The sequence below is a fragment of the Streptomyces glaucescens genome, assembly GCF_002154375.1.
GTDB lineage: Bacteria > Actinomycetota > Actinomycetes > Streptomycetales > Streptomycetaceae > Streptomyces > Streptomyces glaucescens.
Genome location: NZ_MUND01000258.1, coordinates 1 through 11,936, shown reverse-complemented (window position 1 = coordinate 11,936; position 11,936 = coordinate 1). Strand labels below are relative to the sequence as shown.

Below are 11,936 nucleotides of genomic sequence, written 5' to 3'. Positions count from 1 at the left end.
GCCTGGCACGCACTCTCGCCGCGCCGGGCGAAGCCCCAAGTACATCCAGTACGAGGGACTCCGCCCGGCGCGCCGAGAGCACGCACCAGACGCCGCGGGGCCCGCCCTTCGGGCGGACGACGGGACTTTGCGGACACGACCTAGGAGCGCGGGACCGGGGCGATGCCGCAGGTGAACTCGGCGGTGTCGAACAGCTCGGGGGTCAGGCGTATGCCGGTGAGCCGGTGGGCGAGGGCGAACGCGGCCTCGGTGTGACCGTCGGTGTCGCAGTCGTCGGCGTCGCGGAGGTCGAAGCCCGCCTCGCGCATCTCGGTGAGGAGCGCGTCGGGGTGGCTGCCGTCGCGGTGGTGGGCGAAGAGCGGTTCGAAGTGCAGGCGCACGGTCCCGTCCTCGTACCAGTTGAAGTGGTCCACCGCGTTGACGTTGCGGAAGTGGGAGACCACCGTGCGTCCGCGCGACAGGGGCAGCATCGCCTCGTCCACCGTGCCCAGGTAGCCGTTGTGCTCCACCATCAGGGCCCAGTCGCCGACCGTGGCGGCGCCCACGAACAGCCGGTAGGGAGAGCCGACCTCGTACGCCGGATCCGCCAGCTCGGTCACCCCGGTGTACCGGCCGGCCGGCTCGGCTCCCAGCCGCTGGAGCAGCTCCTCGGCGGTGAGGCCGCGCACCAGCGTCACGCAGTACGCCTCCATGAGGTCCGCGTACCGTTCCTCCAGCCACCCGTAGTCCGCGGCGGTCGTGATCCCGTTCATGCTCCGCAGCATCGCATCACCCACTGACAGTCCCTCCCCACCTGCGAAAAACCGGTCGACTCCGAGACGCCCGGCCTGCCGGCCTCCCCGCATGACCGACACCTTCGGCCTCCCCGGGGGCTACGAGATCTCCACCGACCCCGACCGCGTCGACGCCGAGCGGGTGCACCGGTGGCTGTCCACCGACGCGTGCTGGGCGCTCGGCAGGCCCCGCGAGAAGCAGGACCGGGCGATCGCCGGGTCGCTCAACTTCGGGGTGTACGCCACGGCCTCGGGGAAGCAGATCGCCTACGCCCGTGTCCTCACCGACCGGGCGACCTTCGCGTGGCTGTGCGATGTGTACGTGGACCCGTCGGTGCGGGGCGAGGGCGTCGGGACGGCGCTGGTGGCGGCCGTGCGGGAGGAGCTGCGGCCGTACGGGCTGCGGCGCGTCCTGCTGGCCACCCACGACGCGCACGGCGTCTACGAGAAGCTGGGCTTCACGCCGCTGGAGCGGCCGGACCAGTGGATGGCGCTGCACTTCGACCAGGGGGACCCGGGCACACCGTCGGTGACCGGGCCGAACCCTGAGTAACCCCTCGGTAATAGCTCTTGACCTGCACTCTCGCGCGGCTCACCATCCCCGCATGGCACTTCGGGTCACATTCGTCGCCACCGCGCGCAGCTCCGAGCGGCCGGCGGAGCGCTTCGGGGACGACCGGCCGCTGGACCAGGCGGGCTGGGACGAGGTGCGGCGCGCCGGTGGCGGGCTGCTGCCGCTGGCGGCGGCCGAGCTGCGCTACTGCTCGCCCACGCCTCGCAGCCGCGCCACCGGTGACGCCCTCGGCTTCGCGCCGCTCGCGCAGCTCGCCCTGCGGGACTGCGACATGGGCCGCTGGCGCGGGCTGACCCTGGGCGAGGCGATGGCCCGTGAGCCCGAGGCGGTGGACGCGTGGCTCGCCGATCCGCGCGGCACCCCGCACGGCGGCGAGTCGCTGCTCGCCTTCATCGGCCGGGTCGGCGGCTGGCTGGACACCCGGCCCCGGGAGGACGGCTGCCGGATCGTCGCGGTGGCCGAGCCGTCGGTGATCCGCGCGGCGCTGGTGTACGCGCTGAAGGCACCTGCGCCGACGTACTGGAACATCGACGTCCGTCCGCTGTCGACGATCACGGTGACCGGGCACGCGGGCCGCTGGAACCTGCGGTTCGACGGTCCCTTCGGCGCCTCCCACGCCTCTTCCGGCGTCTGGGCTCAGCCCACGCGCGCGTAGTCCGTCGTCAGCACCAGTTCCTTCGCCGGGCCCCGGACCCGCCACACGGTCCGCCAGTGGTCCGCGTCCCGGACGGTGAACTCGCCGCGGTAGAGGTCGGCCGCGCAGGGGTGGTCGGCGACCCAGTGCCCGGTCGTCAGATCCAGGTCGTGGAACGGGCGTCCATCCGCGAACCGCACCTCGGCCGTTCCCGCGCCGGCCGGTCCCGGCAGGAAGCGCAGCGTCCGCTCGGCGGGGCGGGCGACGCCGTGCCAGACGAAGAGGCCGGACTCCCGGTGCAGCAGCGCGCCGCCCTCCAGGGGGCCGAAAACCGTCGTTCCGTCGAAGCGGCCCTCGTCCCCGCTCGCGAGATCCCGCACCGAGCGGTCGACGCGCCAGCTCCCGGCCAGAAACGTCAGCACCTCCGGCACTGGCCAGAACTCGCCCATCGTCCGCCGTTCTCCGTCCCGTCCGCTGCTGCGCGACCCATTGACGCGTACGCGCCCCCTCCCTATCTTGCCGTTCGAAGTGCTGACCAACGTCCGATATTTCGAACAAATCCTTTCCGGAACAGAGAGCCGCGGAGTATCCATGTCACGCACCACCCGCACCACCCGCTGGAGACTGGGCCTGGCCGCCACCGCCGCGCTGGCCGTCGCCTCCGTGCTCGTGCCCGCGCCCGCGCACGCCGAGGCCGTCGCCGACTACGCCATCACCGTCGACCCGTCCGCCACCGGTGCGACGATCGACGACACCATGTACGGCGTCTTCTTCGAGGACATCAACCGCGCGGCCGACGGCGGCCTGTACGCGGAGCTGGTGCAGAACCGGTCCTTCGAGTACTCGACCGCCGACAACACCTCGTACACCCCGCTGACCTCCTGGACGGTCGACGGCACCGCACAGGTCGTCGACGACGCCGGCCGGCTCAACGAGCGCAACCGCAACTACCTCTCCCTCGGCGCCGGTTCGTCGGTCGCCAACACCGGCTACAACACCGGCATCCGGCTGGAGCAGGGCAAGAGGTACGACTTCTCGGTGTGGGCCCGCGCCACCGCCGGAACGACCCTCACCGTCTCCCTCAAGGACGCCGCCGGTGACCTGGCCGGCGCCCGCCGGGTGAGCGTCAGGGGCGGCTGGGCCAAGTACACCGCGACCTTCACCGCGACCCGTACCAGCAACCGCGGCCGCCTCGCCGTCGCCTCCACCGGCGCCGTCGCGCTCGACATGGTCTCGCTGTTCCCGCGCGACACCTACAAGAACCAGCCGAACGGCCTGCGCAAGGACCTCGCCGAGAAGATCGAGGCCCTGCGTCCGGGCTTCCTCCGCTTCCCCGGCGGCTGCCTGGTCAACACCGGCTCCATGCAGGACTACAGCGAGGCCAGCGGCTGGCAGCGCAAGCGCGCCTACCAGTGGAAGGACACCGTCGGGCCGGTCGAGCAGCGCGCCACGAACGCCAACTTCTGGGGCTACAACCAGTCGTACGGCCTGGGCTACTACGAGTACTTCCGCTTCGCCGAGGACATCGGCGCCATGCCGCTGCCCGTCGTCCCCGCCCTGGTGACCGGCTGCGGCCAGAACCGGGCCACCGACGACGAGGCGCTGCTGCGGCGGCACATCCAGGACACCCTCGACCTGATCGAGTTCGCCAACGGCCCGGCCACCTCCACCTGGGGCAAGGTGCGGGCGCAGATGGGCCACCCCAAGCCCTTCGGCCTCACCCACATCGGCGTCGGCAACGAGGAGAACCTGCCGGACGAGTTCTTCGCCCGCTTCCAGAAGTTCCGCGCCGCGATCGAGGCGAAGTACCCGGACATCACCGTCGTCTCCAACTCCGGCCCCGACGACACCGGCACCACCTTCGACCGGCTGTGGCAGCTCAACCGCGAAGCGGGCGTCGACATGGTCGACGAGCACTACTACAACAGCCCGCAGTGGTTCCTGCAGAACAACGACCGCTACGACAGCTACGACAGGAACGGCCCGAAGGTCTTCCTCGGCGAGTACGCCTCCCAGGGCAACGCCTTCAAGAACGCCCTCGCCGAAGCCGCGTTCATGACCGGCCTGGAGCGCAACGCCGACGTGGTCAAGCTCGCCTCCTACGCCCCGCTGCTCGCCAACGAGGACTACGTGCAGTGGCGGCCGGACATGATCTGGTTCAACAACCGCGCGTCCTGGAACTCGGCCAGCTACGAGGTCCAGAAACTGTTCATGAACAACACCGGCGACCGGGTGGTCCCCTCCACCGCGACCGGCACCCCGGACGTCAGCGGCCCGATCGCCGGCGCGGTCGGCCTGTCCACCTGGGCGACCAGCGCCGCGTACGACGACGTGAAGGTCACCGCCGCCGACGGCACCACCCTGCTGAGCGACGACTTCTCGGGTGACGCCTCGAAGTGGACCCACTCCGGCGGCGGCAGCTGGACCGTCCAGGACGGCGCCTACGTCCAGACCGACACCGCCGCAGAGAACACCCTGGTCACCGCGGGCGACCCGGCCTGGAAGGACTACGACCTGCACGTCAAGGCCACCAAGAAGTCCGGCAAGGAGGGCTTCCTGGTCGCCTTCGGCGTCAAGGACACCGGCAACTACTACTGGTGGAACCTCGGCGGCTGGAACAACACCCAGTCCGCCGTCGAGCAGGCCTCGGACGGCGGTAAGTCGACGCTGCTCTCCAAGCCGCACTCGATCGAGACGGGCCGCGCCTACGACATCGACATCAAGGTGCGGGGCCGCCAGGTCGGCCTCTACCTCGACGGGCAGCTGTGGGGCAGCTTCACCGACGACAAGCCGGCCGAGCCCTTCCGGCAGGTCGTCACCGAGGACCGGCGCACCGGTGACCTGATCGTCAAGGTCGTCAACGCCCGGTCCACGGCCGCCCGTACGGCGATCGACCTGGGCGGCGCCGAGGTCTCGTCCCGCGCCCGGGTGACCACCCTGGCCGGGGACCCGGAGGACGTGAACACCGAGACGGACACCCCGGTCGCCCCGGTGACGTCCACGTTCTCGGGCGTCGCGGAGAAGTTCACCTACACCTTCCCGGCGAACTCGGTCACCTTCCTGCGGATCAAGCAGAGGTAGGACCGGATCGGGGGGCGGGCCGCCGTCCGAGGGGCGGCGGCCCGCACGCGCGCAGGCGGGTCAGCCCGCGAACGGCGGCAGCACCCTGAAGCGCTCGTCGAGCTTGACCGTGGGCGTGATCCGGCGCAGGGCGGCCCGGACCAGGGTGAGCGGATGGTCCGGGAAACCGGCGTCCCACTGCTCGTGGTCGCCCACGTGGTAGGGCAGCCCGCCGCTGAGGCCCGGCGCGTACGGGTGCGGCCGGAAGTAGTCCGCCGGACCGACCCGCGCCATCACCATCGCCTCGCGCATCCCGGTGGTCGCGCCCTCCGCCGCCTGCACCTTGAACACGGTGCTGCACCCGGCCTTCGGGACCGTCCAGGACCCGAGGAACACCTGGCCGCGCCCGTGCGGCCGGGGCACCTTGACGAGCTGCCGCACCGCGGGGACGCCGTCGACGACGCCGCACTCCGCCTCGATCAGACCTCCGCCGGCCCGGGCCGCCCCCTCGGCGAGACCGGCCCGCAGCCGCTCGGGTTCGTCGAGCCGGGCGGGCAGGTCCGGCACCAGGGGGAAGAAGTGCACGGAGAGCACGAGCCCCTGCGGGTCGGTCCACACGCCGGGCTCGCGTTCGGTGAAGCCGGTCAGATCCAGGCTGGTGATCGGAGTCATGTGATCATCATGGCGGGCCGGGGTCCGCCCGGCGGACGGGGGTCACCGGGAGGCGTGGCTGTCGGGGGCACCATGAGGTGCGGCCGTCGGGGTCACCGGGAGGCGTGGCCCTCGGGGGTCACCGTGCGGCGCGGCCGTCGCGGTGGACCGAGCCGTCCTCACGCGCCGCCGGTCCACCGGGGTACCGTCGGCAGGACCGTCTCGGCGACGCGCAGCAGCACCGCGTCGTCCGGCACCCCGCCGTCCGTGCGCCACAGGCTCACCTCGAAGGAACCGCCGCTGTCCGCGGCGTCCTGCGCCACGGACATCACGCGAGCCGGGACGCCGGGTTCGCTGCGGGAGTCGCCGCCGTCGAGACGGAAGCTGAAACTGATGGTGCGGCTCGAGTACAGGACGGCCGGGCGGCCCAGAAAGGTCCGCTGCCGTGCGTCCGGCCCCAGGAGCCTGGCGGACCCGGCCACCGGAAGACGGTCGTAGGTGGCCGCCAGCGTCACGGTGTAGGTGTCGAACTCGACCTGGGCGGACGGGGTGGCGATCTCCTTGCCGCTGCCCGTCCTGAAGGAGCCGTCGCTGCCGTTGGCGGTCTTGGCGCTCTGCCCGGGCGTGCCCAGCAGTTCGGCGAGGTCGGAACGGTTCAGGGCCTCGCACAGTTGCGTCCCGGTGACGCGCCGGGACGACGCCTCCTGCGAGGTCTCCCCGCTCGAGCAGCCGGCCGGCGACGGGGTGCCGTCCGAGGCCGGGGACGAGGACGACGTCTGCTGCACGGTCCACAGCCCGATGCCGAGCGCCCCCACCAGAGCCAGGGCCGTGGCGGCCTGTCCCCACGCGCTCGGTCCCCGTGCGGGCGCGTTCGCGTTCTGCCCGTGCTCCGTCATGTCCCCCGCCTGCCTCATCCCCCGACACGTGCCCGGGGACCCTAACCGGGTGATCGTCGGGCGGGCAAGGAGATTAGGCAGGCGCTCCGGCGGCCGGGCCGCCGTGATTGCATAAACGTGCAGCGATACGTATAGTCATGCCATCCAGGAGGAGGTCCCATGACGGTACGTGCGGCGGTGGCCGGAGCGAGTGGATACGCGGGCGGAGAGCTGCTGCGTCTGCTCCTCGCACACCCCGAGGTCGAGATCGGCGCCCTGACCGGCAACTCCAACGCCGGGCAGCGGCTCGGCGCGCTGCAGCCGCATCTGCTGCCGCTGGCCGACCGGGTGCTCCAGGAGACCACCGCGGACGTGCTCGCCGGGCACGACGTCGTCTTCCTGGCGCTGCCGCACGGGCAGTCCGCCGCCGTCGCCGAACAGCTCGGTCCGGACGTCCTCGTCGTCGACATGGGCGCCGACTTCCGGCTGCGGAACGCCGCCGACTGGGAGCGGTTCTACGGCTCGCCGCACGCCGGCACCTGGCCCTACGGCCTTCCCGAACTTCCGGGTTCCCGCTCCGCGCTGGAGGGGTCCAAGCGCGTCGCGGTGCCCGGTTGCTACCCCACGGCGGTCTCCCTCGCCCTCTTCCCGGCCTACACCGCCGGGCTCGCCGAGGCCGAGGCCGTGATCGTCGCCGCGTCCGGCACCTCCGGCGCGGGCAAGACGCCCAAGCCCCACCTGCTGGGCAGCGAGGTCATGGGCTCCATGTCGCCGTACGGCGTCGGCGGCGGCCACCGGCACACGCCCGAGATGATCCAGAACCTGAGCGCGGCGGCCGGGGAACCCGTGAGTGTCTCCTTCACCCCGACCCTCGCCCCGATGCCGCGCGGCATCCTCGCCACGTGCAGCGCGAAGGCCAGGCCGGGTGTCACCGCCGAGTCCGTCCGCGCCGCCTACGAGAAGGCCTTCGCCGACGAGCCGTTCGTCCACCTGCTCCCCGAGGGGCAGTGGCCGGCGACGGCGTCCGTCCACGGTTCCAACGCCGTCCACGTGCAGGTCGCGTACGACGAGGCCGCCGGGCGCGTCATCGCCGTCAGCGCCATCGACAACCTGACCAAGGGCACCGCCGGCGGTGCCGTCCAGAGCATGAACATCGCCCTGGGTCTCGACGAGACCACGGGTCTTTCCACGATCGGAGTCGCACCGTGAGCCGGGGGCACCTCCCAGCGGTAGCCGGGGAAGCACGCGCAGCCACCGGGCCGCGGACGACGACGATGGCCGCACCGCTGCGCTGCGCGGGCGGAGAAGCGAACAAGGAGATGCAGTGAGCGTCACGGCAGCCAAGGGGTTCCAGGCGGCGGGCATCGCCGCCGGGATCAAGGAGAACGGCAACCCGGACCTGGCCCTCGTGGTCAACACCGGGCCGCGCCGCGGCGCCGCGGGCGTCTTCACCTCCAACCGCGTCAAGGCCGCCCCCGTGCTGTGGTCCGAGCAGGTCCTGAAGGCCGGCGAGCTGACCGCCGTCGTCCTCAACTCCGGTGGCGCCAACGCCTGCACCGGCCCCAAGGGCTTCCAGGACACCCACGCCACCGCCGAGAAGGCCGCCGAGGTGCTGAACATCGGCGCCGGTGAGGTCGCCGTCGCGTCGACCGGGCTCATCGGCGTCCTGCTGCCCATGGACAAGCTCCTCCCCGGTGTGGAGAAGGCGGCGAAGGAGCTGTCCGAGCACGGCGGCGAGAAGGCGGCCATCGCCATCAAGACCACCGACACCGTCCACAAGACGTCCGTGGTCACCCAGGACGGCTGGACCGTCGGCGGCATGGCCAAGGGCGCCGGCATGCTCGCCCCGGGGCTGGCCACCATGCTGGTGGTCCTCACCACCGACGCCGACCTCGACAGCGCGACCCTGGACAAGGCGCTGCGGGCGGCGACGCGCACGACCTTCGACCGCGTCGACTCCGACGGCTGCATGTCCACCAACGACACCGTGCTGCTGCTGGCCTCCGGCGCCTCCGGGATCAGCCCGGCGTACGACGCGTTCGCCGCGGCCGTGCGGACCGTCTGCGACGACCTCGGTCAGCAGCTGATCCGGGACGCCGAGGGCGCCAGCAAGGACATCAAGGTCGAGGTGATCAACGCCGCGACCGAGGACGACGCCGTCGAGGTGGGCCGTACCATCGCCCGCAACAACCTCCTCAAGTGCGCCATCCACGGCGAGGACCCCAACTGGGGCCGGGTGCTCTCCGCCATCGGCACCACCAAGGCCGCCTTCGAGCCGGACCGGCTGAACGTCGCCATCAACGGCGTCTGGGTCTGCAAGAACGGCTCCGTCGGCGAGGACCGCGAGAACGTCGACATGCGCTACCGCGAGGTGCACATCGTCGCCGACCTCGCCGCGGGCGCCGAGACCGCCACGATCTGGACCAACGACCTCACCGCCGACTACGTCCACGAGAACAGCGCCTACTCCTCATGAGCACTCGTAAGCACACCGCGCTCCCCAAGGCCCAGATCCTCATCGAGGCGCTGCCCTGGCTGGTCCGGCACAACGGCAGGACCGTCGTCATCAAGTTCGGCGGCAACGCCATGATCGACGAGGAGCTGAAGGCGGCCTTCGCCCAGGACGTGGTCTTCCTGCACCACGCCGGCCTCAAGCCGGTCGTCGTGCACGGCGGGGGCCCGCAGATCAGCGCCGCCCTCGACCGGCACGGCATCGTCAGCGAGTTCAAGGCGGGCCTGCGGGTCACCACCGAGGACGCCATGGACGTCGTCCGCATGGTGCTGGCCGGGCAGGTGCAGCGCGAGCTGGTCGGGCTGCTCAACCAGCACGGCCCGCTCGCCGTCGGCCTCACCGGCGAGGACGCGCACACCATCACCGCCACCAGGCACCAGCCGGAGATCGACGGGGAACTCGTCGACATCGGCCGGGTCGGCGAGATCACCGACATCGACACCGGCGCGATCGAAGCCCTGCTCGCCGACGGGCGCATCCCCGTCGTCTCGTCGATCGCCCGCTCCCAGGACGACGGACATGTCTACAACGTCAATGCTGATACGGCGGCTGCGGCACTCGCTGCGGCGCTGGGCGCCGAGACCCTGATGGTCCTCACGGACGTCGAGGGACTGTACGAGGACTGGCCGAACAGCGACGAGGTGATCAGCCGCCTCACCGCCTCCCAGCTGGAGAAACTGCTGCCCGAGCTGTCCTCCGGCATGGTGCCGAAGATGGAGGGCTGCCTGCACGCCGTACGCAACGGCGTCACCACCGCCCGCGTCATCGACGGCCGGGTCCAGCACTCGATCCTGCTGGAGATCTTCACCGACGAGGGCATCGGCACGATGGTCGTGCCGGATGAGAAGCCGCACGAACAGGGGGAGTCGTGAGCAACCAGGAACTGACCGCGCGGTGGCAGGGCGCGCTCATGAACAACTACGGCACCCCGCGGCTGCCCCTCGTCCGCGGCGAGGGCACCCGGCTGTGGGACGCCGACGGCAAGCAGTACCTCGACTTCGTCGGCGGTATCGCCGTCAACGCCCTCGGCCACGCCCACCCGGCCGTCGTCGAGGCCGTCAGCACACAGATCGCCGCCCTCGGCCACGTCTCCAACCTGTTCGTCGCCGAACCCCCCGTCGCCCTCGCCGAACGGCTCCTGACGCACTTCGGCCGCGACGGCAAGGTCTACTTCTGCAACTCCGGCGCCGAGGCCAACGAGGCCGCCTTCAAGATCGGCCGGCTCACCGGGCGCACCCACATGGTCGCCACCGACGGCGGCTTCCACGGCCGCACCATGGGCGCCCTCGCCCTCACCGGCCAGCCCGCCAAGCAGGGCCCCTTCCTGCCGCTGCCCGGTGACGTCACCCACGTCCCCTACGGCGACGCGCAGGCACTGGCCGCCGCGGTCACCGAGGACACCGCGCTGGTGATCATCGAGCCGATCCAGGGGGAGAACGGCGTCGTCGTCCCGCCGCCCGGCTACCTCAAGGCCGCCCGCGCCATCACCGCCGCCACCGGATCGCTGCTCGTCCTCGACGAGGTGCAGACCGGCATCGGCCGCACCGGGCACTGGTTCGAGTACCAGGCGCACGAGGGCGTCCTGCCCGACGTCGTCACCCTCGCCAAGGGCCTCGGCGGCGGCCTCCCGCTGGGCGCCACCGTCGCCTTCGGCCGCGCCGCCGACCTGCTCCAGCCCGGCCAGCACGGCACCACCTTCGGCGGCAACCCCGTCGCCTGCGCCGCCGGACTCGCCGTCCTCGACACCATCGCGGCCGAAGGACTGCTGGAGAACGTCAAGCGGCAGAGCGAGCAGCTGCGCGGCGGGATCGAGGGCCTCGGACACCCGCTCGTCGCCCGAGTCCGGGGCGCGGGCCTGCTCCTGGGTATCGTGCTCACCGAACCGCTTGCGCCACAGGTGCAGCAGGCGGCTCAGGACGCCGGCTTCCTGGTGAACGCGCCCGCCCCCGATGTCGTACGGCTGATGCCGCCGCTGAACCTCGGTGACGACGATGTGGCGGCGCTGCTCCAGGCGCTGCCCGGCATCCTCGACGCAGTCAACGGGGACGGACGATCCGGAGAATGAGACGACGATGAGCCAGGCGCAGGATCACGAGCAGACCGCCGGGCCTGCCGTGCCGCAGACCCGCACCGCACGGCACCGCCGGATCGTGGACATCCTCAACCGGCAACCGGTGCGCAGCCAGAGCCAGTTGGCGAAGCTGCTCGCCGACGACGGGCTGACCGTCACCCAGGCGACGCTCTCCCGGGACCTGGACGAGCTGAACGCGGTGAAGATCCGCAACACCGACGGTGAGCTGATCTACGCGGTGCCCAGCGAGGGGGGCTTCCGGACCCCCCGGGCGCCGCTGGGGGAGTCGGCGAAGGAGGAGCGGATGCGGCGGCTCTCGCAGGAGCTGCTGATCTCCGCGGAGGCCTCCGCCAATCTCGTGGTCCTGCGGACGCCTCCGGGGGCGGCCCAGTTCCTCGCCTCGGCGATCGACCAGGCGGAGCTACACGACATCCTGGGCACGATCGCCGGAGACGACACGCTGCTGCTGATCTCCCGGCGGCCGGACGGGGGACAGGCGCTCGCCGATCATCTGCTGCGGCTGGCGCAGAACGGGCACTGAGGCCGTCCGCCGGGTGCGGTCCGGATCCGGGGTGCGGGTGGGTGGCCGCGCCATTCCCCGCGCCGCTCGGGGCGTCCTAGGTCGTGTCCGCAAAGTCCCGTCGTCCGCCCGAAGGGCGGGCCCCGCGGCGTCTGGTGCGTGCTCTCGGCGCGCCGGGCGGAGTCCCTCGTACTGGATGTACTTGGGGCTTCGCCCGGCGCGGCGAGAGTGCGTGCCAGGCGTCGCGGGGCAGACGGGACTTTGCG

12 protein-coding genes are annotated in these 11,936 nt (G+C 71.8%); 8 read left to right on the top strand and 4 right to left on the bottom strand.

Annotation, left to right across the window (positions count from 1 at the left end):
• Window positions 1-140 precede the first annotated feature (140 nt).
• Window positions 141-752, bottom strand: a complete 612-nt coding sequence (locus CCN42_RS17905) for a DUF6461 domain-containing protein (protein ID WP_143661941.1) — start codon at window positions 750-752, stop codon at window positions 141-143.
• Between the two features lie 91 nt (window positions 753-843).
• On the opposite strand from CCN42_RS17905, the gene CCN42_RS17900 reads away from it, so the two are divergent.
• Together CCN42_RS17900 and CCN42_RS17895 are read left to right on the top strand one after the other, a co-directional pair.
• On the top strand, window positions 844-1,326 hold the full coding sequence (locus CCN42_RS17900; RefSeq protein ID WP_086736951.1) for a GNAT family N-acetyltransferase: 483 nt from the start codon (window positions 844-846) through the stop codon (window positions 1,324-1,326).
• A 52-nt stretch (window positions 1,327-1,378) separates the two neighbouring features.
• Complete coding sequence (locus CCN42_RS17895) at window positions 1,379-2,002, top strand: histidine phosphatase family protein (protein ID WP_086736949.1); 624 nt, start codon at window positions 1,379-1,381, stop codon at window positions 2,000-2,002.
• On the opposite strand, the gene CCN42_RS17890 is transcribed toward CCN42_RS17895, so the two are convergent.
• Entirely contained in the window at window positions 1,984-2,430 is a 447-nt protein-coding gene (locus tag CCN42_RS17890) for a DUF6314 family protein (protein ID WP_086736947.1), read from the bottom strand. The two genes, CCN42_RS17895 and CCN42_RS17890, sit on opposite strands and share 19 nt — an antisense overlap.
• Before the next feature lie 142 nt (window positions 2,431-2,572).
• Between CCN42_RS17890 and CCN42_RS17885 the strand changes: the two genes are divergently transcribed.
• Window positions 2,573-5,062: an alpha-L-arabinofuranosidase C-terminal domain-containing protein gene (locus CCN42_RS17885; protein WP_086736945.1), complete on the top strand. Its 2,490-nt coding sequence runs from the start codon at window positions 2,573-2,575 to the stop codon at window positions 5,060-5,062.
• A 60-nt stretch (window positions 5,063-5,122) separates the two neighbouring features.
• Here CCN42_RS17885 and CCN42_RS17880 read toward each other — a convergent pair whose 3' ends face one another.
• Window positions 5,123-5,713 (bottom strand): hypothetical protein, encoded by a 591-nt coding sequence (locus CCN42_RS17880; RefSeq protein ID WP_086736943.1) that lies wholly within the window; start codon window positions 5,711-5,713, stop codon window positions 5,123-5,125.
• 158 nt (window positions 5,714-5,871) lie between these two features.
• Window positions 5,872-6,588, bottom strand: coding sequence for a DUF6215 domain-containing protein (locus CCN42_RS17875; RefSeq protein WP_086736941.1), 717 nt, complete (start codon window positions 6,586-6,588; stop codon window positions 5,872-5,874).
• A gap of 159 nt (window positions 6,589-6,747) precedes the next feature.
• Between CCN42_RS17875 and argC the strand changes: the two genes are divergently transcribed.
• The 5 genes from argC (at window position 6,748) to CCN42_RS17850 (ending at window position 11,691) form a co-directional block, all read left to right on the top strand.
• Window positions 6,748-7,776, top strand: coding sequence for an N-acetyl-gamma-glutamyl-phosphate reductase (gene argC / locus CCN42_RS17870; protein ID WP_086736939.1), 1,029 nt, complete (start codon window positions 6,748-6,750; stop codon window positions 7,774-7,776).
• A gap of 115 nt (window positions 7,777-7,891) precedes the next feature.
• Window positions 7,892-9,043, top strand: coding sequence for a bifunctional glutamate N-acetyltransferase/amino-acid acetyltransferase ArgJ (argJ, locus tag CCN42_RS17865; RefSeq protein ID WP_086736937.1), 1,152 nt, complete (start codon window positions 7,892-7,894; stop codon window positions 9,041-9,043).
• Window positions 9,040-9,951 carry an acetylglutamate kinase gene (gene argB / locus CCN42_RS17860; RefSeq protein WP_086171660.1) on the top strand — a complete coding sequence of 304 codons (912 nt, stop codon included), beginning with the start codon at window positions 9,040-9,042 and terminating at the stop codon, window positions 9,949-9,951. Before argJ ends, argB begins: the two co-directional genes overlap by 4 nt.
• On the top strand, window positions 9,948-11,144 hold the full coding sequence (locus tag CCN42_RS17855; protein WP_086736935.1) for an acetylornithine transaminase: 1,197 nt from the start codon (window positions 9,948-9,950) through the stop codon (window positions 11,142-11,144). Before argB ends, CCN42_RS17855 begins: the two co-directional genes overlap by 4 nt.
• Before the next feature lie 7 nt (window positions 11,145-11,151).
• A complete protein-coding gene (locus CCN42_RS17850) occupies window positions 11,152-11,691 on the top strand; it encodes an arginine repressor (protein ID WP_086171658.1) in 540 nt (179 codons plus the stop codon).
• The last annotated feature ends 245 nt before the right edge of the window (window positions 11,692-11,936 follow it).

Coding starts and splice junctions, on each gene's coding strand:
- CCN42_RS17905 (WP_143661941.1), bottom strand. CDS start 752: ATGAACGGGATCACGACCGCCGCGGACTACGGGTGGCTGGAGGAACGG.
- CCN42_RS17900 (WP_086736951.1), top strand. CDS start 844: ATGACCGACACCTTCGGCCTCCCCGGGGGCTACGAGATCTCCACCGAC.
- CCN42_RS17895 (WP_086736949.1), top strand. CDS start 1,379: ATGGCACTTCGGGTCACATTCGTCGCCACCGCGCGCAGCTCCGAGCGG.
- CCN42_RS17890 (WP_086736947.1), bottom strand. CDS start 2,430: ATGGGCGAGTTCTGGCCAGTGCCGGAGGTGCTGACGTTTCTGGCCGGG.
- CCN42_RS17885 (WP_086736945.1), top strand. CDS start 2,573: ATGTCACGCACCACCCGCACCACCCGCTGGAGACTGGGCCTGGCCGCC.
- CCN42_RS17880 (WP_086736943.1), bottom strand. CDS start 5,713: ATGACTCCGATCACCAGCCTGGATCTGACCGGCTTCACCGAACGCGAG.
- CCN42_RS17875 (WP_086736941.1), bottom strand. CDS start 6,588: ATGACGGAGCACGGGCAGAACGCGAACGCGCCCGCACGGGGACCGAGC.
- argC (WP_086736939.1), top strand. CDS start 6,748: ATGACGGTACGTGCGGCGGTGGCCGGAGCGAGTGGATACGCGGGCGGA.
- argB (WP_086171660.1), top strand. CDS start 9,040: ATGAGCACTCGTAAGCACACCGCGCTCCCCAAGGCCCAGATCCTCATC.
- CCN42_RS17850 (WP_086171658.1), top strand. CDS start 11,152: ATGAGCCAGGCGCAGGATCACGAGCAGACCGCCGGGCCTGCCGTGCCG.